The following is a 22,433-nucleotide window of genomic DNA, read 5'->3' as shown; positions in this document are numbered from 1 at the left end:
TATCCGAGATCGACCAATTTCGCAGATGCAGGCAAGACGTTTGACGATCCGCAGACTCTCCATGGCCGCAGTGCTGGCGCCGCTTCTGTTCCTGTCAGCGGGCGCCGAAGCGTCTACGCTCTGCGACAGGCTCCATGCGCGCCTTGCCGACCTTCCCGAGGCGACGTCGAACGACCGTGACAACGGGCGAGACGGTTTCGGCGAGGCCAGCCAGCGAAACTTCACCGGCGCCATCTCGCGGCGAAACATCGAGCTGCGCAGCGCGCGCAGCGAGCAGCGGGCGCTCGGCTGCAGCACGGAGAGCGTGACCGTCATCAACGGCGACAACGAGGAGGCCTGCGCCGATCTCGACAACCGCATCGCCGCGATCAGCGCCGACCTCGAGGACATGAAAGCCCGCCGCCGGCAGGACATCGCAGGATCCGCCGGCTATGCGGAGCGCCGGCGCGTGCTGGTCGCGATGCAGACCAACCGTTGCGAGGCGATCGATAGCGATCTCGTCAGCGCGTCGGTCTCGGGCCCGGATGCCACCATGAACGCCGGCACGGACGCAGACCTGGGGATCGCAGACTTGGGAATCGACGAGTCACGGCCGCGCCGCTTTCGCAATATCATCGCGGACCTCCCGCCGATCGGCAGCGAGGAGACGAGCCTGCGCGGCCCCTCCGACGGCGCGGTGTCCGAGCCGTCGCTCTCGGATCTCTCCGCCCCCGACCTGCACCGGCTGACGCTGGATGGCCCGCTGCGGACCATGTGCGTGCGCACCTGCGACGGCTCGTTCTTCCCGATTTCCGCCAATGCGACGCCCGACGATTTCGCGCGCGACGCGCAGGCCTGCAGCGCCCGCTGCCCGGGCGCCGAGACCGAACTCTATTTCCATCCGCTGTCCGGCGAGACGCAGGACATGATCTCGGCTGGCACCGGCAATCCCTATACGGATCTTCCCACGGCCTTCGCCTATAAGAGCGGCAGCCCCGCAAGCCGCAGCCAGTGCGGCTGCCGCCTGCCGAACGCCGCGGCCGCCAGGTCGTCCGGCGCCGGTTTCTCCACCCTGCCGGGCGATGCCCCGGCCCCGCGGATGAGCACGCCCTCCGACAAGGCCGTGGTGTCCATCACCACCGATCCCGCCGCGTCGAAAAGCCTTCTGCCAGAAACCACAACGGCAACGGCGCCGGCAGACGCCGCACCGCGCGAGATCCACGAGCGCCCTTACGACCCCAAGGCCAACCGCGTCCGTCAGGTCGGCCCGACCTTCCTGCCGACAGAGGAATCCTCCATCGACCTGCACCATCCCGCAGGCCCCGGCTATCAGCCGGAGCAGACGAACTGACGCCAGGCGTCGATCATTCCGGCGCGTAGCGGACGAAGGCGAACGTCTTGCCGTCCGGCGACCAGTTCGGCACGTTGATCGTCCCCTGACCGCCGAAGAGCGCGAACAACGTCCGCGCCTGTCCGCCATCGGCATCCATCAGCCGCAGCCGCACCGTCAGGTCGCGCGGATGGTCGAACACATCGCCATCGTAGGAAAGCACGAGCAGGTGGCGCCCGTCCGGCGAGGGATGCGGAAACCAGTCGCCATAGGGACTGTCGGTGATCTGCTCCGCATCACCCCCTTCGGACGGTACTCGCCAGATCTGCATCCGGCCCGATCGGCTGGAGTTGAAATAGATCCAGCGCCCGTCCGCCGAATAGTCCGGCCCGTCATTGCGGCCCTCGCCATGGGTCAGCCGCGTCTCCTCGCCGCCCTCGACCGCAATCGTGTAGATATCGAACACCTGGTCGCGAATGCCGCAATAGGCAAGCCGCGTCCCGTCCGGCGACCAGCCATGCCAGTAGGACGGCAGGTTGCGCGTCACGAGCGTCGGCACGCCGCCGCCGATCGGCAGCGTGTAGATCGCCGATTTGCCGAATTCGGTCTTGTCGCTGATCGCGAGCCGGCGTCCATCCGGCGAGAGGCCGTGATCGTTGTTGAGACGATCGGCAAAGCCGGTATCGATCGCCTCCGGCACCGGATCGGCAAGACCGATACGCAGCAGCCGGCCGTCGCCGTTGAGGATCAGCCCGTCGCCGGCCGGCGTGAAATTCGGCGCCTCGACCAGCCGGTCCGTCTGCCAGACGACGCGCGTCTCGCCCGTCTCCACACTGTATAGTTCGACCGAACTGCGCATCTCGTCCTCCTTCGCGCGGGCTTCCTCTTATCCCGGCGATCCGCGGGAGATCACGCGCATTGTGCATGGGAAAGCACATTCATCCTCTGTTCAACATGACACCGATATGACAGTCATGCGAAGAATTTGTGAAGGGAGCCGGCCATGGCGAGTTTTCAGTCTGCCGTGAACGCAAGACCCTCCGCGGACGTCTATGGGTCCACCGGCGCGCAGGATGCACGCCCGTCGCGGCTTCTGTCCAACGTCCGCAGCGTCGTCGTCTCGTTCCTGCTCGCCGTCTCGCTGATCTTCGTCGTCGAATGGATCGCGCGCAATTCCGCGACCGAAGCCACCGCCTTCTTTCTCGATCCCGCACGCCCGGCCTGGGTCACGGCTTTCATCTTCTTCCTGCTGTTCCTCGCCGTCGATGCCATCGCCGGCCGCGCGGAATACGGCATCGTCCTCATCGCCCCGCTCGCTCTGGTGCCGGCCGTCACCACGCGCCAGAAGCAGATCTTCCTCTCCGATCCGCTCTATCCCACCGACTTCCTGTTCGGCCGCCAGATCATGGAGCTGATGCCGGTGCTGGTGCGCGATCGCCCGGGCACGGCCATCGCCATCGCGGTCGGCCTCGTCCTGTCGCTGGCCGGCCTCACCTGGCTCATCCGCCACGCCTGGCGCCGCTTCCCGCGCCTCACGCGCCAGCAGCGCCTGGCCCGCCTTGCCGTGGCCCTGCCGCTCCTCGGCGGCTTCTATCACCTGATGGACTACAACCAGTTCTCCTGGGTGCGCGACCGGCTGCAGATCATTCCCATCATGTGGGACCAGGCCGAGAACTATCGCCACAACGGCTTCACGCTCGCCTTCGTGCTGAACCTGCCGATGGCCAATGTCGCCGCGCCCGCGGGCTACATGGCCGATGCCATCGACAAGATCCCGACCGAGCCGGTCGCCGCCGGCACGACGCATCGCGGCAAGCCGGATGTCATCGTCCTCATGAGCGAATCCTTCTGGGATCCGACGCGCCTGCCGAACGTTACGCTCTCGCCGGACCCGATGCCGACGATCCGAAGCATGCAATCCGGCAACGTGTTTTCCCCGGAATTCGGCGGCATGACCGCCAATGTCGAGTTCGAGGCGCTAACCGGCTTCTCCAACGCGTTCCTGCCCTATGGCAGCATTCCCTATCAGCAATATATCCGCAATCCGATCCCGTCGCTTGCCACCTTCTTCCGCGGCGAAGGCTATGTCGCGCGCGCCGTCCACCCGTTCCAGGGCTGGTTCTGGAACCGCAGCGCCGTCTACAAATCCTTCGGCTTCGAGCAGTTCCGCTCGGAGGAGAGCCTGCCGCCCATGGAAAAGCGCGGCATCTTCGCTTCCGACGAGGCCCTGACGAAGGAGATCATGCGCCAGGCCGACGAGCTGCGCGATCCCTTCTTCTTCTTCACGGTGACGCTGCAGGGCCACGGCCCATACGAGGCCAATCGCTATGCGCAGAACACCATCAAGGTCGAAGGCGATCTGCCGGAGACCGACCGGCAGGTTCTGGCCACCTATGCACAGGGCGTGAAGGAGGCCGACGACAGCCTGAAGATGCTGATGGACTGGGCGAAGGAGCGCGACCGCGAGACGATCATCGTGCTCTTTGGCGATCACCTGCCGCCGCTGAACACGGTCTACACCTCGACCGGCTACATGCCGGACGTCACGGCCTCGCGCAAGGGCACGGTCGACCAGATGGCCTCGAGCCACGAGACGCCGCTGGTCATCTGGTCGAACAAGACAGGCCCCGTGAAGAACGTCGGCACCATCAGCCCGGCCTTCCTGTCCTACCAGATCCTGAAGACCGGCGGCTTCGAGCACCCCTATTACACCGCCTTTCTCGGCGACGTCTTCGACCGCTACCACGTCATCGACCGCTACATGCTGATCGACGCCGCCGGCAAGGACACCGAAGCCTGGTCCCGCAACAAGAAGATCGCCCCCGTGCTGCGCGACTACCGCTTTCTCCAGCACGACATGATGTTCGGCAAACGCTACGGCACCGACCGCTTCTTCGAGACCCACGGCGAACTCTTCCCCCAGCCGGCGATGTGACGCCTGGCGGGGGCGCCGATCGGCGCCTCCCCATGCCTCTGGCCCCTCCTCAACCGTCATTCCGGGTCAAGCCCGGACTGACGGAGAGGGATGCGGCGGCTGGCAAGTCCACGGCACAAAACACCGCCGTGCCGAAACGCAGAAAGGGGCGCGGACATCGCCCGCACCCCTCTCGTCCCGTCCGCGCCTGTAAAACCTTACGCCGCGCGGCGGGCGCCGGTGTCGTAGCCCTGCTCCAGCCGGAACCGGGCGAGGAGCTGCTGCAACTGGCGGCTCTGGTCGGCAAGCGTTTCGCTGGCGGCGGTGGTTTCCTCCACCATGGCGGCGTTCTTCTGCGTCATCTGGTCCATCTGGTTGACGGAGGTGTTGATCTCGCCGAGCGCCGTCGATTGCTCGCGCGCCGCCGTCGCGATGCTCTCGACATGGGCGTTGACCTGATTGACCAGCGTCTCGATCTCCAGCAGCGCTGCGCCGGTGGAGCGGACCAGCGTCACGCCGCCCGCCACTTCGGTGGCCGAGGCGCTGATCAGCGTCTTGATCTCCTTGGCCGCATTGGCCGAGCGCTGGGCAAGTTCGCGAACCTCCTGGGCGACCACGGCAAAGCCGCGTCCGGCCTCGCCGGCGCGGGCCGCCTCGACGCCGGCATTCAGCGCCAGAAGGTTGGTCTGGAAGGCGATCTCGTCGATGACGCCGATGATCTGCCCGATGCGGCTGGAAGAGCCTTCGATGCGTTCCATGGCATCGACGGCGCTGCGCACGATCGCGCCGGAGCGCGCCGCACTCTCCTTGGTCTCCCGCACCATCTCCTGCGCCTCATGGGCGCGGGTGGACGAGGTGCGCACCGTGGCTGTGATCTCGTCCAGCGCGGCGGCCGTCTCCTCGAGCGCTGCGGCCTGCTGCTCGGTGCGCTTGGACAGATCGTTGGCCGCCCCGCTCAGTTCCGCCGAGCTTTCCGAAATCGTCGAGCCCGCGCCGCGCACGCTCTCCATGGTCGAGCGCAGCGTCACCATCGTCGCGTTGACATTGGCCTGCAGCTCGCCGAAGGCGCCCTGGAAGCGGCCGTTCATGCTCTGCGTCAGGTCGGCCTGCGACAGGGCCTCGATGACGCGACGAAGTTCCGCGATCGCATTGTCGACGCTGCCGACGAGCTCGTTGACGCTCGCGGCAAAGCGGTTGAGATCGGGCGATCCATAGTCGCGGTCGATGCGCGCGGTAAAATCGCCGGCAACGGCTGCGGCAACGACGGAGGCGATGCTCGACTGAAGGTCGCTGCTGCTCGCCTGAAGGGCGGCTTCCTGCGCCTTCATGTCGCGCATGGCGATGGCGTTGCGGCGGAAAACGTCGAGCGCGCGGCCCATTTCGCCGATCTCGTCGCGCCGCGCGGTGTCCATGGTCCCGACATCGAGCCGGCCCTCGGACAGTTCGCGCATCACGCCGGTCATGGCCCGCACGGGCGCGACGATGCCGCGGCGCGCCACGAGCAGGCTGACGAAACCGCCGAGCGCGATGGCCGCGACGGCCGCGCCGATGGCAACGAACATCGTCATCGACGAGCTGTCGAGCGCGGCGGAGCGGGCAGCCGCCAGCGCGTCGCCGGAATAGGTGCTGTATGCCTTGACCGCCGTCGTCACCGCCTTCTGCGCATCGAGCGCCAAAGCCAGCGGTGCCGTCATCGAGGCGCTGCTGGCGCCCGGAGCAGCGGCAGCCTCCACCATCGTGTCGATCGTCGCGAAGTAGGCCTGAAGTTTCTCCGCCACCGTCTTCAGCTGGGCGCGCTGCGTGTCGTCGGCGGCGAGCGCGATCTTGGGCAGTCGCGCCAGCATTTCGCCCTGCCGCCGCGCCGATTCCGTGCGGACATCCGCGGCCTTGGCGGGATCGGCCGCCAGCTGATAGGTCATGCGGCTGATCGAGATGACGTCCACCCGAAGATCCATCGCCTCGCGGGCCACCTCTTCGCGCGCACCGACGGAGACCATCGTATCCTCCAGCGCACCGATACCCTGGATTCCGACGGTGGCGATGGCGGCCGAGGACAGTCCCATGACGAGGACGACCAGCCCAACCTTTTTCAGGATGGAAAGATTTTGAAACGACATGCGGAAAACTCCGGCGAAGCGCATCACCGCGCAAACAGACAGGTAAGGGGGAAAAACGAGGACTCATGTCCGTCAAAGGCGCATCGGGAGTGCCGCACATCGCGCAGCAGCATTTTTAGCGCGGAAACGGATAACTAAGGCTTAACTTACCCAAAATCCGGCGGGTCCGATTCGTTTGCCGGCGCGAACCGACACAGTTCCGCCGGAAACAAGGCGACATCGCTGGCAGAGATCCCGTCCAGGACCCGGAGCCCGCATGTCCAGCATCGAAGATATATCCCGCCGCCTCTTCAACAAACCGGCAACCGCGCTGGGCCGGGTGGAGCGCCACGTGCTCGGTCGGGCCCATGCGCGCCAGACGCTGTCGGAAGACGTCAATGCCAGCTTCGTCGCGAGCCAGAGCGTTGGCGACCGCGTCGCCGACCAGATCGCCCGCATCGGCGGCTCCTGGGGCTTCATCATCAGCTTTCTCGTGTTCCTCGCGGGCTGGGCGCTGCTCAACACCGTGCTTCTGACGCAGAGCGAGGCCTTCGATCCCTATCCCTTCATCTTCCTCAACCTGGTCCTCTCGATGGTGGCCGCGCTGCAGGCGCCGATCATCATGATGTCGCAGAACCGCGAAGCGGCAAAGGACCGGCTGAACGCCTCCAAGGACTACGAGGTCAATCTGAAATCCGAGATCGAGCTGATCTCGCTGCACCACAAGATCGACGATGTCCTCCTTAAGGAAATCGCCCTGCTCCAGGCCAATATCGCCCGCCTCCACGATCGCCTCGAAGCCTATGAGGCGCGGCGCGACTGAGCCCGTCGTTTGACGGTCGGTGCGCAAACGAAAGGGCCGGCGATCGCTCCCCGGCCCTGTCCTGTTCGTGCTGACTGAACGATCCCGCCTGGGATCATGCCCAGCCGTTGACGATCATCCGCTTCTCGTCTCGCCCGCCCTTCATCCGCTCGGCGAGCAGGAAGGCCAGTTCCAGCGCCTGGTCGGCGTTGAGACGCGGGTCGCAATGCGTGTGGTAGCGGTCGGCAAGGTCGGCGCCGGACAGCGCGCGGGCGCCGCCCGTGCATTCCGTCACGTCGTTGCCGGTCATCTCGATGTGGATGCCGCCGGGATGCGTGCCTTCGGCGCGGTGGATCTGGAAGAAGCTCTCCACCTCGCTGAGAATCCGCTCGAACGGCCGCGTCTTGTAGCTGTTGAGCGTGATCGTGTTGCCGTGCATCGGGTCGCAGGACCAGACGACCTTCTTGCCCTCGCGCTGCACGGCGCGGATGAGGCGCGGCAGGTGCTCGGCCACCTTGTCGTGGCCGAAGCGGCAGATCAGGGTCAGCCGGCCCGCTTCGTTGGCGGGGTTCAGGATATCGATCAGCTCGATCAGCCCGTCGGCCGTCATCGACGGGCCGCATTTCAGGCCGATCGGGTTCTTGATCCCGCGGCAGTATTCGACATGCGCATGGTCGGGCTGGCGCGTGCGGTCGCCGATCCAGATCATATGGCCCGACGTCGCATACCAGTCGCCCGAGGTCGAATCGACGCGGGTCAGCGCCTGCTCGTAGCCGAGCAGCAGGGCCTCGTGGCTGGTGAAGAAATCGGTCTCGCGCAGCGACGGGTTGGACTCCGGCGTGATGCCGATGGCCTTCATGAAGTCCATCGTTTCGGAAATCCGGTCGGCGAGCTTGCGGTAGCGCTCGGCCTGCGGGCTGTCCTTCACGAAGCCGAGCATCCATTGGTGCACGTTGTCGAGATTGGCATAGCCGCCCATCGCGAAGGCGCGCAGCAGGTTGAGCGTCGCCGCCGACTGGCGGTAGGCCATGATCTGCCGTTCCGGGTTCGGAATGCGGGCGTCGGAGGTGAAATCGATGCCGTTGATGATGTCGCCGCGATAGCTCGGAAGCTCGGTTTCGCCCTGGCGCTCGATGTTGGACGAGCGCGGCTTGGCGAACTGGCCGGCGATGCGACCGACCTTGACCACCGGCTGCTGCGCGCCGAAGGTCAGAACGACGGCCATCTGCAGGAAGGCGCGGAAAAAGTCGCGGATCGTGTCGGCGCCGTGCTCGGCAAAGCTCTCGGCGCAATCGCCACCCTGCAGCAGGAAGCCGCGGCCTTCCGAAACATTGGCAAGCGCCTTCTTCAGGTTGCGCGCCTCGCCGGCAAAGACGAGCGGCGGATAGGTCGCAAGCTGCGCCTCGGTCGCCGCCAGGGCGGATGCATCCGGGAAGTCGGGAACTTGGCTGATCGGCTTCTGCCGCCAGCTGGTCGGTGTCCAGTTCTGTGCCATCTCGATCGCCTTTCACGGTCCCGCCTCGTCCGGCGGGCCTCGTCGCACCGGCGCCTCCTCCGGCGCCCTCTTCGATGCGGGCTTATAGACGTTAAGATGCCGCTTGCAAAGCCCGTCGGCAGGCCAGACGCGGCGCGCGGCCGATCAGGCGGTCGCCGTCTCGCAGGCGCCGGAAAACCGGCCGGCCTGGGCTTTCAGGAGAGCCGCCAGGCGCTCGATCACCAGCCGCACTTCGGGCCGGCGCCGCTCGTCGTCGTGGCTGACGATCGTCAGCGTGTGGTCGAGGTCGGCGATCGGCGCGCCGATCCGCCGGAGCGCGGGGTCGGCATCGCCGACGAAGACCGGCATCAGGCTGCGGCCGGCACCGTTGCGCACCAGCCGGTGCAGAAGATCGGCGCTCGTCGTCCAGGTGTGGATATCGGCCTCGTGGTTCTCGAAGACCCAGCGCTCGGGCGGCAGCCGCGCCGTATCGGTCGCCATCGAGATCCAGCGGCCCTCCGCCTGCGGCGGCGCGTTGCGTGCGGCATAGACGGCGTAGCGCATGCCGACGGAGCGCAGGGCCGCCACATTGCCGGCGGCGGGCGCCTTCGGCAGCAGGCTCACATCCACGCCGCGAAAGGCCAGGTCCTCCGTCATCCCGCTGCAGCAGATCCGGAACGCATCCGACGGCCCCCGCAGATCGCTTAGATGGTCGGCCATGAACCCGGCCATCCAGCTGTCGCCGGCCAGCGTCACGATGGGAAAGGCGAAGCCCCATCCGGCAATGCCGTCGGCCGCCGCCTGCATGGCGCGGACATGATCGAGCAGAATCTCGCCGTCATGCGCCAGCCGGTACCCCTGCTGGCTGCGCTCGAACAGCGTCCGGCCGAGGGATTTTTCGAGCGCCAGCATCCGCCGCCCGATCGTGGGTGCGCTCAAGCCCGTGCGCACGGCCGCCGCACTCAGCCCGCCCGCCAGCGCCACCTGCAGGAAGAGCTGCAATTCGTCCCAGGCCGTCTCGTCCATCGCAAGCCCCACCTCTGCCGGTCATCTGCTTCATCCCGCCCCACCCTGTCCGGGCCTGCCTTGTCCGGTCCCGCCCTGCCCCGTCAGCAGCCCGACAGCCTATAGCACAAGGGTTCCGGCGCGGCGCCCCACACAGATGAAACGCCCCTTTCATTCCTGCGTCTACGATCGCGTCGCGTCGATGGCTATGTCCGGTTCAGGCACACTGACCAAGGAGATATCCATGCGCGACCAGCTCGTCATCCACGCCCTTTCGCATCGCTCAGGCGCCGCCGCTCGGGGCCAGACATCCGGCGCCGGCGGAAAGCGGGACGCCTTCGCCGATCCGCTCGACCAGCCGGCCTGGGAGGGCCTCACCTGGATCGTGCCTTTCCTCACGGCGGTCACCGGCGGGGCGCAGCCGCGCCCGGCAAAGCCGTCGAGAACGCCCCGGCCGCAGCCGGTCCGGTTCTATACCCGCTCGCCGTTGCGGATGCGGTAGCTCGGCGCATACATCGTCACCAGCTCTTCCGACGCCGTGGGATGCACGGCCATGGTCCTGTCGAAATCGTCCTTGGTCACGCCGGCCTTCAGCGAGATGCCGAGAAGCTGCGCCATCTCGCCGGCGCTCGGCCCCAGAATATGCGCGCCGACCACCTTTCGGTCCTCGCCGTTCACGACCAGCTTCATGATCGTCTTTTCGGCGCGGCCGGACAGCGTCGCCCGCATCGGCCGAAACTCGGTCCGGTAGATCTCGACGCCGGAGAGCGTCTGCGCCGCCTCGTCTTCAGAGAGGCCCACCGTGCCGATCTCCGGCTGGGAGAACACGGCGGTGGCGATCAGGTCATGGTCGGGCGAGGTCGGGCGACCCTTGTACTCGGTCTCGATGAAGCACATGGCCTCGTGAATGGCGACCGGCGTCAGTTGCACGCGGTTGGTCACGTCGCCCAGCGCATAGACGCCCGGCGCGCTGGTGCGGGAGAACGCGTCCACGATGATGGCGCCCTGATGGTCCGTCTTCACGCCCGCAGCCTCGAGCCCCAGCCCCTGCGTGTTCGGCACGCGGCCGAGCGCCAGCATCACCTGGTCCACGGTCAGGGTCTCGCCCTTCAGCGTCGTCACCAGCCGCCCGCCCGTCTCGGCATCCGAGATGGTCTCGATGATGTCCTCGCAGAGAATGTGGATGCCCTTTTCCACCATCGCCTTGTGCAGGCCCTGGCGCATGTCCCTGTCGAAGCGCGAGAGGATTTCCTTGCCGCGATAGATCAGCGTCGTCTCGACCCCGAGCCCGTGCAGGATATTGGCGAATTCCACGGCGATATAGCCGCCGCCGGCGATCAGGATCGATTTCGGCAGTTCGGGCAGGTCGAACACCTCGTTCGAGGTGATGGTCAGTTCATGCCCCGGCAGGGCCTCGTGCGGGGCCGGCCGGCCGCCGACGGCGATGACGATCCGCTCGGCCGTGACGATCTGCCCGGTCGAAAGCAGCTTGATGCGGTTCGGCCCGACCAACTCGGCCCGCGTATGGAAAATATCGGCGCCGGCATTGGCGAGCCCCTTCTGGTAGAGCCCTTCCAGCCGGGTGATTTCCGCGTCCTTCGCCGCCACCAGCTTTCGCCAGTCGAAGGACGTCTCGCCGACGCTCCAGCCGAAACCTTCCGCGTCCCGGAAGTCGGTCGAAAACGCCGATGCGTAGACATAGAGCTTCTTCGGCACGCAGCCGCGGATGACGCAGGTGCCGCCATAGCGGAATTCCTCGGCGATCCCGACCTTCTTGCCGAGCGAGGCCGCGACCCGCCCGCTGCGCACGCCGCCCGACCCGCCGCCGATGACGAAGAGATCATAGTCGTAAGATGTCATGGAAGGCTCCGGGGACCGAGAAGACGAGAGGGGTCAGATGGCGCGGCACGGTCCGTCCGGCGCTGCCTGCTGGCCTGTCGCTGATATAGTGCGCCCGGTCGGCAAAAGAAAAGCCCCCCGGGATGCCCGGAGAGCTTTGAAGATGTTGAGCGGCCGTTGAGCGGCAGCATGAGAGCGCCTTGGCGCTCGTCAGGGAGACGCCGGTTAGGGCGCCGGGGCCGGTGCCGGTGCGGTGGCCGGTGCGGGGGCCGGAGCCGTCGGCGGCTGGCCGGCGGCGTCGGCCGGCGGTGCGAGCGTCGCCTGCAGGGCCTTGGTGGCTTCGGCGTTCAGGTCGCGCGAGACGCCGGCCGCCCAGATATCGGCCGCCTTCATCATTTCGCGCGAGGCGATCGGGCCGTCGTTGAGCAGCTTCTTGCCGGCTTCCGACTGGTAGAAGGTGCTGATCGCGTTCAGCTGCTCGATCGTGAACGTCTTGGCGTAGATGGTCGCGGCTTCGCGCTCGAGGTCTGCACGCCGGCCGGCCAGTTCCAGCGCCTTGGTATCGACCGTGGTCGAGATCAGGTCCTGGTAGTTCGGCGAGGACTGGATCAGGTTGACCTTCAGGCGCTCGGCGAGGTTCGGGAGGATATTGTCGAAATTGTCGGTGGCGCCGATGGCGGAAATGGCGGCGCGCGCAGCCTTCAGGTGGTCTTCCGTCACGTCCTGGGCGAAGGCTGCCGGTGCGGTCGTGGCGAGAAGAACGAAGGCGGTCAAGACGCGGACCCGGCCTGCAAATCTGTTCATTCGAAATAGCTCCTGTATGTTCAAGGGCGTCGCGTCGGTTCGACGCGTCCGGTAAAGTCTGTGGGGATCAGGCCGATCGAGCGCCCATCATCATCCTGGCACCCGCCGCGCCGGCGATGATCGCCAGGGACGCCATGCCGATGAAGAGGCCGTGTTCGACCACGCCCGGAAGTCCGTTCAGCTCGCGCGCCAGCGCATCTGCATCAGGAATGCGGCCAAAAGATGCATCGACGATCAGATGCCCGCCATCGGTCTCGAACAGTCCGTCGCCCGAGCTGCGGAGCGTGAGATCGCCCGACAGGCCCAGTTTCGCGGCGGTCTTCTCGATGGCGATCAGCGTCGCCTTCTGCCCGAAGGGGTTGATCTCGATCGGCAGCTTGAAGGCGCCGAGCGTGCCGACCACCTTGCTCTCGTCGGCGATCACGATCATCCGTGCCGAGGACGAGGCGACGATCTTCTCGCGAAGAAGCGCGCCGCCGCCGCCCTTGATGAGGTTGAGGTCGGGATCGACCTCGTCCGCCCCGTCGATGGTGAGGTCGAGTTCCGGCAGCTCGTCGAGCGAGCGCAGGGGAATGCCGAGATCGAGGCACAGCCGCGCCGTGCGCTCGGAGGTCGGAACCCCCTCGATGCGAAAACCGTCCGCGACTTTCTCGGCCAGAAGCCGGATGAACTCCTCGGCCGTCGAGCCGGTGCCGATCCCGAGCCGCATGCCGTCCTCGACATGGGCCAGCGCCGCCTCGGCGGCTTTGATCTTCATGTGGCGGGCATCCATGCGCCGCTGTCTCCCGTTGAACCCGTCGTCCGGGCAGGGCCCGGCCGCCCGGAGGTTTACACGGCCCATGCGGCAGAGGAAAGCCCCCGGCGCGAAGACCCCCTGCGAAGGTGCCCGCGAGTTCCCCTGTGGGGCTGCGCGTCCGAAACGCCCGGGAGCCTGGGAGCCTGGAGCCTGCGCCCGGGATTATGCGAAGCTCGATGCGGACCGATTGCATTTCGCTGCCCGGTCGCTTACGCCCGCAGTCGCCATCAGACCGCAAAGGCCCGCCCCCATGCCCGCTTCGCTCTCCTCCGCCTCGACCGCTTCCGCTTCGATATCCGGCGCCCTGCCGCCCGCCACCATCGTCTTCGACCTCGACGGCACGCTGGTCGATACCGCGCCCGATCTGGTGGCGAGCCTCAATCATGCGGTCACCCAGGCGGGCCTCGCGCCGGTCGGCTATGACGACCTGACGCATCTCGTCGGCCATGGCGCCCAGGCGATGATCGAGCGCACCTTCGCGATGCGCGACAAGCCGCTGAGCAAGGACGATCTCGCCTGGCAGATGAAGGAATTCGTCGCGCACTACCACGCCACCATGCCCGGCGCCTCGATGCCCTATCCCGGCGTGCTCGACGCGATGGACCGACTGTCGGCTGCCGGCTATCTGCTGGCCGTCTGCACCAACAAGCTCGAAATGCTGGCGCGGACGCTGATCGACAGCCTCGGCCTCACCGCGCGCTTTGCCGCCATCACCGGCGGCGACACGTTCGATGTGCGCAAGCCCGATGCCGAGCACCTGCTCGCCACCATCCGCCTGGCCGGCGGCACGCCCGCGCGGGCGGTGATGATCGGCGACAGCCGCAACGACATCCTCGTTGCCCATAACGCCGCCATCCCGTCCATCGCCGTGCCCTTCGGCTATTCCGACGTCGCGGTGGAAACGCTCGGCCCCTCCGTCGTCATCACCCATTTCACCGAACTGACGCCGGACCTCGTCGAGCGCCTTCTCGCCGGCACAGCCTGACACGCACGCGTCTCTCCGAGGCGCGGTTAGCCCCGCGCCGCCTTCGCCGCCATCGTCTCGATCACAACGGCGGCCGCGCGTTCGCCCGGTGGCACCTCCGTGCGCATGATGTCCCAGACCGCGTCGAAGCCGCCGATCATCGCGCGGCGCTCCGGCGTGTCGGTCGCCAGCCGCTCCATCCACCGGGCCAGCGCGCCCGGCCGAATGGATTCGTTGAAATATTCCGGGACGATCACATAGTCGCCGATCAGGTTCGGCAGGTTCGCGGTCCAGATCCGGATACGCTTGTGCATCATGCGGATCAGCCAGTCGGCCTTGTAGTTGGACACGACGGGAATGCTGCAGAGGCCGAGTTCGAGGATGACCGTGCCGGAGGCCGCCATGGCGACGTCGGCCTGCGCGAAAGCGTCCCATTTCGCCTGCGCGCCCACCCGCACCTCGACCTCCACCGGCCAGTCGCGCAGCATCGCGCGCACGGCGTCGGCCTGGCGCGGCACGGTCGGCAGCACGAAGCGGAAGCCCGGCGAGCGTCGCGCCAGGATCTCCACCGCCTCGCGGAACACCGGCAGCAGCCGCGTGATCTCCGAGCCGCGCGATCCGGGAAGGATCAGGCAGGTCCGCTGCGTCTCGCCGCGCGCATGGGTGCCGCCCTTCGCCCATTGCGCGGCGCGCACGGCGAGAACATTGGCATCGGAGGCGAGCCGGTGCCCCACATAGGTCGTCGGCGGCCCGCCGAGCGTTTCCATCGCCTCCGGCTCGAATGGCAGGATGGCGAGAACATGATCGACATAGGGCCGCATGCGCAGCGCCCGCTCCGGCTTCCAGGCCCAGACGCTCGGGCACACGTAATTGACGATCGGCAGCGCGGGCAGCGCGGCGCGAACCGCCTTCGCCACCCGGTGGGTGAAATCCGGGCTGTCGATGATCACCAGCACGTCCGGCTTCGCGGCGATGATCGCATCGGCCGTCTGGCGGATGCGCATCAGCAGTTTCGGCAGCCGGGCAAGCACCTGCGAAATGCCCATGATCGACAGTTCGGAATAGTCGAACAGCGAGACCAGCCCCTCGGCCTCCAGCGCCTCGCCCCCGACGCCCACGAGCGAGACGGAACCGACTTTGAGCTTCAGAGCCCGGATCAGGTCGCCGCCGAGAAGATCGCCCGACACCTCGCCGGCGATGACCGCAACCTTGATCCGTCCCGGGATTGGCCCGGGCTTGTTTTCATTCGGCATGCACGCACCTCGATGATCAGACAGTTTCACGCAGCCTGACGAAAAGCCGCACCGACGCGAGCCCGACTCACACCCGATTCACACGAGCGGCTGCGTCCGGTCGAGCCCCGTCACGAACAGTCCGGAACGATCGGCAAGCGCAATGGTTGCGGCGCGCTCCAGAACCAGCGCCCGGCCCGCTTCCACGGCGATGCCGGCAAGACCGGCCGCCAGCGCGCTTTCCACGGTCGAAGGCCCGATGGAGGGCAGATCGGCCCGCAGGTCCTGCTGCGGCTTGCAGAGCTTGACCAGCACGCCGCGCCGGCGCTGCGAAATCCGCCCGTCGCGGCGCAGGCCAGCCACGCGCGCGATCATCGCATCGGTGCCCTCCGGCCCCTCCAGCGCGACCACCCGCCCGCCGACGGCGATGGCGCCTTGCCCGACATCGAGCGCACCGAGCGCATTGGCCGCCGCCGTCGCCGCGGCGATATCCCGCTGGTCGTCGCTCTCCGGCACGATCCGCCCGATCGGCCCGATCTCGGCCAGAAGCTCCGGCACGATGTCCTGGACGCCGATGACGCGGGCGCCGCTCGCCTCGATCAGGGCGATCGCCATTTTCAGAACGGCATCGTCGCCGCCCGAAATCAGCGTCTTCAGCACCGCCGGCACGCGCGACAGCGTCTTCAGCGTCGGGCGGATGTCGCGCCATTCCGGCCGCCGCTGCACGCCGCCGGTGAGCACCACCCGGTCGATGCCCTCACGACGGAAAGTGGCGCTGATATCCCGGAAATTGCCGATGCCGAGCGTGCGGTTGTCGTAACCGCTCCAGCCGTCGCCGGCCTCGCCGGTCAGCGCGATGATATAGGGGTTTTCACCATGGGCGCGGGCCGCATCGGCCACATGGTGCGGCAGACGGCCGCCGCCGGCGATGATCGCCAGCCGCCCCCGCACCTCAGGACCCGCTCGTGGCGACGTCCCGTCCGGACCCTCGGGCGGTTGGCCGGGCATGGCGCTCAGCCCTTCTTTCCCCGGGTGGGGGAGGACAGCGCGCGGTCGCTTTCCGCGCCGATGAAGTCGAGGATTTCCATGACCGGCGCGCAGCCGAGATAATCCTCGCGGATCGCCGCCGCATTCGCGCGCACGGAGCCCGTGCCCTCGAAGATCTGCTTGTAGGCGCGGCGCACCTCGTGGATGACGGCCTTGTCGTGGCCCCCGCGCGACATGCCCACGACGTTCAGCCCGGAGAGAATGCCGGGATTGCCGTTCAGCATGCCATAGGGAATGACGTCGTAGCTGACGGCCGAAAGGCCGCCGACGAAGGCCTGGCGGCCGACGCGGGTGAACTGGTGCACGGCCGAGCCGCCGCCCAGAATCGCCCGGTCCTCGACCACGACATGGCCGGCCAGCATCACATTGTTCGACAGGATGATGTTGTTGCCGAGCCGGCAGTCATGCGCCACATGCGCATAGGCCAGAAACAGGTTGTTGTCGCCGACGGAGGTCAGACCGCCATGCTCCACCGTGCCGGTGTTCATGGTCACGCCCTCGCGGATCGTGCAGTTCGCGCCGATCACCAGCCGCGTGCCGACCGCGCTGTGATGCACGCTCTGCGAATCGCCGCCGATGACGGCCGACGGAAAGATTTTCGTGCCGCGGCCGACGCTGGTGCGGCCGATGACGACGACATGGCTCATCAGCACGACATCGTCGGCAAGCTCCACCTCCGCGCCGACATGGCAGAACGGACCGATGGTGACGTTCTCGCCGATGACGGCCCCGTCTTCGACGACGGCGGAGGGATGGACCTTGGCGCTCTCGGCAATCATGTCAGGCTTCGTCCTTGCTGATGATCATGGCACCGATATCCGCTTCCGCGACCAGCTGCCCGTCAACTTTGGCGTCGCAATGAAACTTCCAGATACTGCCGCGCTGCTTCTGCTTGACCACGTGATACTCCACGCGATCGCCGGGCACCACCGGCTTGCGGAACCGCGCATTGTCGATCGTCATGAAATAGACGAGATTGCTGCCGGTCGCGGTCTTGCGCGCACAGATCGCGCCCGCCGTCTGCGCCATGCCCTCGATCAGAAGGACGCCCGGCATGATCGGCTGGTCGGGAAAGTGCCCGGTGAAATGCGGCTCGTTCGCCGTCACGTTCTTGATGCCGATCGCCGAATTGTCGCTGTCGATCTCGATGATCTTGTCGACCAGCAGAAACGGATAGCGGTGCGGCAGGAGCTTCATGATCTCGCGGATATCGGCCGTGCCGAGAACCGTTGCGCCCACGTCACCTTTCGTCTCGCCCCCCGTATCGCCCATTGGGGTTTCGCTCATTGCTTGTCTCCCGTCGTCGTCTTGCGCTTTCTCAGGTTGGCCCGCGCCGCAATCTCGGCCGCTTCCCGCAGGAAGTCGCGCATGGGACGCGCGGGAATGCCGCCATAGCGCTCGCCGGCCGGCACGTCCGCGGCCACGCCGCTCATCGCGCCGATCTGGCTGCGGTCGCCGATCGTGATATGTCCGTTGATCGCGGCCGCGCCGCCGATCATCACGCCGTCGCCGATGCGCGTGCTGCCGGCGATGCCGACCTTCGCTGCAATGCCGCAATGGCGCCCGATGCGGACGTTGTGGCCGACCTGGACGAGATTATCGATCTTGGTGCCCTCGCCGATGACGGTGTCGTCCATCGCGCCGCGGTCGATCGTCGTATTGGCGCCGATCTCCACGTGATCCTGCAGGATGACGCGGCCGATCTGCACGATCTTGATCATGCCGCCACGCGGACCCGGCGCATTGCCGAAACCGTCCTGGCCGATCCGGGCGCCCGGATGAATGATGACATTGTTGCCGACGAGCGAGCACAGAATGGTCGCGCCCGCCGAAATCGTGCAGTCGCGGCCGATGCGCACGCCGGGACCGATGACGACGCCCGCGGCAATGCGCGTGCCGGTGCCGATCTCGACCCCTGCCCCGATCACCGCCGTCGCCTCGATGTCGATGCCGTCCTCGAGCCGCGCGGTGGGATCGACGAAGGCCGCCGGCGAAATACCGCTCTGCCCGGCAAGATTCTGGATCGGACGCAGGGCTTCGGGATGGAAGATGGCGCCGGCAAGGGCAAAGGCCGTATGGGGATATTTCGCAAACAGCACGGGGATGTGCGGCGGAACGATCGAGGCGACCGCCTCGTTGCAGATCACGGCCGCCGCCTGCGACGTCGTGAACTCGTCGCGGTAGCGCCGCTGCAGCATGTAGCAGATGTCGCGGGGGCCGGCCCGATAGGTCGGCGCGACCGAGGAAACGATCCGGTCGCCGACGCTCTCGTCCTGCAGCGAAGCGCCGATGCGCTCCGCCAGATCGCTCAGGCGGAGCCCGTCATGCGGCGGGAAAAACCAGTTAGCATCCATGGGCCAGACTCCAGAACAGTTTGGCATGCAGTTCTGGACTGCCGATATCAGAAATTCGACGAAATACCGAACTTGATGTTCTGCACCTTGTCGTAATCTTCCTTGGCGACCGGGACCGCGTAGTCGATGCGGAGCGGACCGAAGGGCGACGCCCAGAGCAGGCCGACACCGACCGAGGCCCGAAGCGAGGCATCGGTTCCCACGATACGGTCGCTGGCACGGACATTGACGTCGTTGCCATAGAGCGTGCCGGCATCTGCGAAGACGGCGCCACGGAAGCCCGCATCGCGCGGAATGCCCGGCAGCGGGAAAGTCGCTTCGGCCGAAGCCGTGAAGTAGGTCGTGCCGCCGATGGCATCGTCATATTCGCGGCTGCGCGGACCGATACCGTTGCGCTCGAAGCCACGGATTTCGTTGCTGCCGATCTGGAACTGGTCGAACACTTCCATCGGGCCGGTCGTGCCGACCACATGGCCCGCACCTGCCGACAGCGAGGCGATCACGTCGGCATCGTCGTTGACGGTGTAGTACCACTTGGCCTTGGCCGTCAGCTTGTAGAAATCGGACGTGCCGCCGAGGCCGGCCAGTTCCTGCGTGGCCGACGCCAGGATGCCTTCATGCGGCAGCTGGGCATCGTCGAGCGAATTGTAGGTGAACGAGTTGGACACCGACGAACGGGTCCACGGCGAGTTGTTGACGACGCGACGATACGGCGTCGACAGGTCGGCCAGTTCGTCGCTCGAGGCGTGATAGTCGAGGCGCGTGTAGTTGTAGCGCAGCGTCGAGGACAGCCGCTCGGTGATCGGCGCGGTCACGCGCAGGCTGAAGCCCTGATCCTCGTAGCTGTAGTTGTCGTCGTTGAAGTCGTTCTCGTTCTTGAACACGTCGAAGCCGGCGGCCAGACGGTAGCCGAGGAAATAAGGCTCGGTGAAGGAGACGTTGTAGGTCCGGCTGTCTTCGCCGCGACCGGCTGCGATGCGGATGTACTGACCACGGCCGAGGAAGTTCTTTTCCTCGATCGAGGCTTCCACCAGGAAGCCGCCGCCGCTGCCGGCCGAATAGCCGGCGCCGATGCCGAACGAACCGGTCGACTGATCCTGCACGTCGACGATCACGACGACGCGGTCGGACGCGGTGCCCTGCTGGGTCGAGATGTTGACGGTCGAGAAGTAGCCGAGCGCTTCGAGACGACGCTTGGCCGTCGCGATCATTTCCTGGTTGAAGGCGTCGCCTTCGCTCATGTCGAATTCGCGACGGATGACGTAGTCGCGCGTGCGGGTGTTGCCGCGGATCTCGATGCGCTCGATATAGGCGCGCTCGCCCTGGTCGACCAGGTAATCCACGGCGATCGTGCGGCCCGCGAAGTCGCGGTTGCCGCGCGGCGTGACGCGGGCGAAGGGATATCCTTGCGCGGCGACGCGCTTGGAGATTTCCGACATCGTTTCCTGCACGTCCTTGGCCTTGTAGATCGTGCCCTGACGGCTCTGGACGAGACCCTTCAGTTCGTCGGCATTGATGCCTTCGACGGTCGATTCGACATTGACCGCACCGAAATCGTAGCGCTCGCCTTCTTCGACCGTGATGGTGATCGTGTATTCGTTGGCGGTCTCGTCGAGAACGGCATCCGAATTGACGACGCGGAAGTCGGCATAGCCGCGATTGTAGTAGAACTGGCGAAGCTGCTCTTCGTCGGCGCGCAGCTTGTCGGCATTGTAGACGTCCTTCCGGTTCAGGAAGGAGAGAATGCCGGACTTCTTGGTGGCGATGACGCCCTGAAGGCGGCCGTCGCTATAGGCATTGTTGCCGACGAAGTTGATCGAGCGGATCTTGGTGCGGTCGCCTTCGTTGACGACGAACGCCACGTTGATGCGGCCTTCGGCAACCGGTGCCGTCTGCACGGTCACGGTCACGTCGTTGCGGCCGATGCCGGCATAGGCATCCTTGATCGACTGGATGTCGGCCTGAACGGTCGCCTCGCTATAGGCGCTCAGCGAGCGGGTCTTGACGGCCGCGGCCAGCTTGTCGTCGGTAATCTTGCGGTTGCCGTTGAAGACCACCTGATTGATCAGGTTGTTCTCGCTGACGTTCACGACCAGCGCGCCGCCGGAGACGTTGATGCTGACATTGGAGAAGTAGCCGGTGTCGTATAGGCGCTTCACCGAAGCGTCGATGTCGGCATTGGTGAATTCCCGACCGGGAACGATGGTGATGTTCGAGCGGACCGTTTCGGCGCTGACGCGCGTCGCACCGCGAACGTCGACGCGACGGATCGTCGCGGCTTCAGCGACAGACGCACTGGCAAGAACGACGACGCCAGTTCCAGATGCGACAATCCCTGCAGACAGCGCAACCGCCGACACCGCGTTCAAAAACTTTGAACCAGCCTTCATGTTCTGATCTTACCTTCTTCCAATGTCCCGCGGCGAACTCGTGCCGACTCCGGTCATGCCTGCCGTTTTACCCGCTTTTCTCATACAAGCAAGGTAGCACGTTAATTTCCGTTTACTTCAATTCCCACCGTGGCTGAACGGCCACTACAGAGAAGAATTATCGTAAACAAATCGTTTCTAATCAAATCCTTGAAGAGAAGCTTCATCCGTTTTAGCGCCTCTTCCTTAACCTTTAGCCAACCGCGCCGCTCATTCGTCCGACAAGCGAGGAAATATCGTTCCAGGTGGCGAAAACCATCAGCATCAGGACCATGGCGAAGCCGATGCGGAAGGCGATATCCTGTGCCGAGGCGCCGAGCGGACGACCGCGAACGGCTTCGATCGCGTAGAACATCAGATGCCCGCCGTCGAGCACCGGCACCGGCATCAGATTGAGAAGGCCGATGGAGACGGAAAGCACGGCCGCCAGCTGCAGCACGGCGGCGACGCCGAGCGTCGCCATCTGGCCGGAGGCCTGCGCCACGCGGATCGGCCCGCCCAGCTGGTCGGCCTTCATGTTGCCGGTGACGAGATTGCCGATATAGGCGAAGGTGCCGGTGACGATATGCCAGCTCTCGATCGCGCCCTGCCCGATCGCCTCCAGCGGGCCAAAGCTCTCCAGACGGAAATTGCCGCTTTCCTGGTTCGTCAGGATGCCGATGATGCCCATTTCCATCTTGTTGCCGAACTGGTCGGTGATCTCGGTGCGCTTCGGCACCATGGGCACGTCGACGCGCTGCCCGTCGCGGCGGATCTCCACGACGATCGGGATCTCCGGGCGAACGCCCACATAGCGGCGGACATCGTCGAAGGTCGTGACCGTGGAACCGTCGATGGAGACGAGCAGATCGCCCGGCCGGATGCCCGATTCGGCCGCCGCACTGCCGGCCTTCACCTCGGAGACGACGGGGTCGGCGATCGGCTTGCCATAGATCGAAAACAGGAGCGCATAGATGACGATGGCGAGGATGAAATTGGCAATCGGCCCGGCCGCGACCGTTGCCGCCCGCTTCCACAGCTTGGCCCCGAGAAAGGTCCGCCCGCGATCCTCGGCTGAGAGGCCTTCGAGCGTGTGATAGTCCGGCGTGCTCGCCGCATCCTCGTCGCCATAGAACTTGACATAGCCGCCGAGCGGGATGGCGCAGAACTTCCACCGCGTGCCGTGCCGATCGTTGAAGCCGACCAGTTCGGGCCCGAACCCGATGGAGAAGGCGACGATCTTGATGCCCGACCAGCGCCCGACGAGATAATGTCCCATCTCGTGCACGAAGACGAGCAGCGTCAGAACCAGGAGAAACGGGACGATATAGCCCACGAAGAGATGCAGAAGATCGGCCAGGTAGGTCATAGTCGTCCTTATCAGGTCGC

General features: G+C 66.1%; 19 protein-coding genes. 5 read left to right on the top strand and 14 right to left on the bottom strand.

Going from position 1 to position 22,433, the window contains the following annotated elements; translation table 11 throughout:
* Nucleotides 1–40 precede the first annotated feature (40 nt).
* On the top strand, nucleotides 41–1,330 hold the full coding sequence (locus ASG39_RS03755) for a DUF2865 domain-containing protein (RefSeq protein ID WP_244481107.1): 1,290 nt from the start codon (nucleotides 41–43) through the stop codon (nucleotides 1,328–1,330).
* Nucleotides 1,331–1,343: 13 nt separating this feature from the next.
* Here ASG39_RS03755 and ASG39_RS03750 read toward each other — a convergent pair whose 3' ends face one another.
* Nucleotides 1,344–2,168 (bottom strand): TolB family protein, encoded by an 825-nt coding sequence (locus tag ASG39_RS03750; protein WP_062592895.1) that lies wholly within the window; start codon nucleotides 2,166–2,168, stop codon nucleotides 1,344–1,346.
* A gap of 144 nt (nucleotides 2,169–2,312) precedes the next feature.
* On the opposite strand from ASG39_RS03750, the gene ASG39_RS03745 reads away from it, so the two are divergent.
* A complete protein-coding gene (locus ASG39_RS03745; RefSeq protein WP_062592893.1) occupies nucleotides 2,313–4,244 on the top strand; it encodes an LTA synthase family protein in 1,932 nt (643 codons plus the stop codon).
* 197 nt (nucleotides 4,245–4,441) lie between these two features.
* On the opposite strand, the gene ASG39_RS03740 is transcribed toward ASG39_RS03745, so the two are convergent.
* Nucleotides 4,442–6,340: a methyl-accepting chemotaxis protein gene (locus ASG39_RS03740; RefSeq protein WP_062592890.1), complete on the bottom strand. Its 1,899-nt coding sequence runs from the start codon at nucleotides 6,338–6,340 to the stop codon at nucleotides 4,442–4,444.
* A gap of 256 nt (nucleotides 6,341–6,596) precedes the next feature.
* Here ASG39_RS03740 and ASG39_RS03735 point away from each other — a divergent pair, with 256 nt between their 5' ends.
* Entirely contained in the window at nucleotides 6,597–7,142 is a 546-nt protein-coding gene (locus tag ASG39_RS03735) for a DUF1003 domain-containing protein (RefSeq protein WP_062592888.1), read from the top strand.
* A gap of 94 nt (nucleotides 7,143–7,236) precedes the next feature.
* On the opposite strand, the gene ASG39_RS03730 is transcribed toward ASG39_RS03735, so the two are convergent.
* Both ASG39_RS03730 and ASG39_RS03725 read right to left on the bottom strand, forming a co-directional pair.
* Entirely contained in the window at nucleotides 7,237–8,616 is a 1,380-nt protein-coding gene (locus ASG39_RS03730; protein WP_062592886.1) for a 3-deoxy-7-phosphoheptulonate synthase class II, read from the bottom strand.
* 144 nt (nucleotides 8,617–8,760) lie between these two features.
* Nucleotides 8,761–9,621 carry a LysR family transcriptional regulator gene (locus tag ASG39_RS03725; protein ID WP_062592884.1) on the bottom strand — a complete coding sequence of 287 codons (861 nt, stop codon included), beginning with the start codon at nucleotides 9,619–9,621 and terminating at the stop codon, nucleotides 8,761–8,763.
* Between the two features lie 223 nt (nucleotides 9,622–9,844).
* Between ASG39_RS03725 and ASG39_RS03720 the strand changes: the two genes are divergently transcribed.
* The gene (locus tag ASG39_RS03720; RefSeq protein ID WP_062592882.1) at nucleotides 9,845–10,102 is read left to right on the top strand and encodes a hypothetical protein; all 258 of its coding nucleotides are present in this window, start codon (nucleotides 9,845–9,847) and stop codon (nucleotides 10,100–10,102) included.
* On the opposite strand, the gene gor is transcribed toward ASG39_RS03720, so the two are convergent.
* The 3 genes from gor to rpiA form a co-directional block, all read right to left on the bottom strand.
* Nucleotides 10,072–11,460, bottom strand: a complete 1,389-nt coding sequence (gene gor, locus ASG39_RS03715; protein ID WP_062592880.1) for a glutathione-disulfide reductase — start codon at nucleotides 11,458–11,460, stop codon at nucleotides 10,072–10,074. The genes ASG39_RS03720 and gor overlap by 31 nt on opposite strands.
* A 204-nt stretch (nucleotides 11,461–11,664) precedes the next feature.
* A complete protein-coding gene (locus ASG39_RS03710; RefSeq protein WP_062592878.1) occupies nucleotides 11,665–12,243 on the bottom strand; it encodes a DUF2059 domain-containing protein in 579 nt (192 codons plus the stop codon).
* Between the two features lie 67 nt (nucleotides 12,244–12,310).
* On the bottom strand, nucleotides 12,311–13,015 hold the full coding sequence (rpiA, locus tag ASG39_RS03705) for a ribose-5-phosphate isomerase RpiA (protein WP_062592876.1): 705 nt from the start codon (nucleotides 13,013–13,015) through the stop codon (nucleotides 12,311–12,313).
* Between the two features lie 274 nt (nucleotides 13,016–13,289).
* Here rpiA and ASG39_RS03700 point away from each other — a divergent pair, with 274 nt between their 5' ends.
* Nucleotides 13,290–14,024: an HAD family hydrolase gene (locus ASG39_RS03700; RefSeq protein ID WP_082476892.1), complete on the top strand. Its 735-nt coding sequence runs from the start codon at nucleotides 13,290–13,292 to the stop codon at nucleotides 14,022–14,024.
* A 26-nt stretch (nucleotides 14,025–14,050) separates the two neighbouring features.
* Here the strand turns inward: ASG39_RS03700 and lpxB are convergent, their stop codons facing one another.
* The 7 genes from lpxB to rseP all read right to left on the bottom strand — a co-directional run bounded on the left by lpxB (nucleotide 14,051) and on the right by rseP (nucleotide 22,413).
* Nucleotides 14,051–15,229: a lipid-A-disaccharide synthase gene (gene lpxB, locus ASG39_RS03695; RefSeq protein WP_062593420.1), complete on the bottom strand. Its 1,179-nt coding sequence runs from the start codon at nucleotides 15,227–15,229 to the stop codon at nucleotides 14,051–14,053.
* A 105-nt stretch (nucleotides 15,230–15,334) separates the two neighbouring features.
* Nucleotides 15,335–16,243, bottom strand: a complete 909-nt coding sequence (lpxI, locus tag ASG39_RS03690) for a UDP-2,3-diacylglucosamine diphosphatase LpxI (RefSeq protein ID WP_062592874.1) — start codon at nucleotides 16,241–16,243, stop codon at nucleotides 15,335–15,337.
* A 5-nt stretch (nucleotides 16,244–16,248) separates the two neighbouring features.
* Nucleotides 16,249–17,061: an acyl-ACP--UDP-N-acetylglucosamine O-acyltransferase gene (lpxA, locus tag ASG39_RS03685; protein ID WP_062592871.1), complete on the bottom strand. Its 813-nt coding sequence runs from the start codon at nucleotides 17,059–17,061 to the stop codon at nucleotides 16,249–16,251.
* 1 nt (nucleotide 17,062) lies between these two features.
* Nucleotides 17,063–17,554 carry a 3-hydroxyacyl-ACP dehydratase FabZ gene (gene fabZ / locus ASG39_RS03680; RefSeq protein ID WP_062592869.1) on the bottom strand — a complete coding sequence of 164 codons (492 nt, stop codon included), beginning with the start codon at nucleotides 17,552–17,554 and terminating at the stop codon, nucleotides 17,063–17,065.
* Between the two features lie 11 nt (nucleotides 17,555–17,565).
* A complete protein-coding gene (gene lpxD, locus ASG39_RS03675) occupies nucleotides 17,566–18,636 on the bottom strand; it encodes a UDP-3-O-(3-hydroxymyristoyl)glucosamine N-acyltransferase (RefSeq protein WP_062592867.1) in 1,071 nt (356 codons plus the stop codon).
* Nucleotides 18,637–18,683: 47 nt separating this feature from the next.
* Nucleotides 18,684–21,026: an outer membrane protein assembly factor BamA gene (gene bamA / locus ASG39_RS03670; RefSeq protein WP_062592864.1), complete on the bottom strand. Its 2,343-nt coding sequence runs from the start codon at nucleotides 21,024–21,026 to the stop codon at nucleotides 18,684–18,686.
* Between the two features lie 232 nt (nucleotides 21,027–21,258).
* Nucleotides 21,259–22,413, bottom strand: a complete 1,155-nt coding sequence (rseP, locus tag ASG39_RS03665) for an RIP metalloprotease RseP (RefSeq protein WP_062592862.1) — start codon at nucleotides 22,411–22,413, stop codon at nucleotides 21,259–21,261.
* Between the last annotated feature and the right edge of the window lie 20 nt (nucleotides 22,414–22,433).

Source organism: Rhizobium sp. Leaf371 (assembly GCF_001424045.1).
In the GTDB taxonomy this organism is placed as follows: Bacteria; Pseudomonadota; Alphaproteobacteria; order Rhizobiales; family Rhizobiaceae; genus Ferranicluibacter.
Note: the sequence above shows the minus strand (reverse complement) of the source record. Positions and strands in the feature narration are given on the sequence as shown.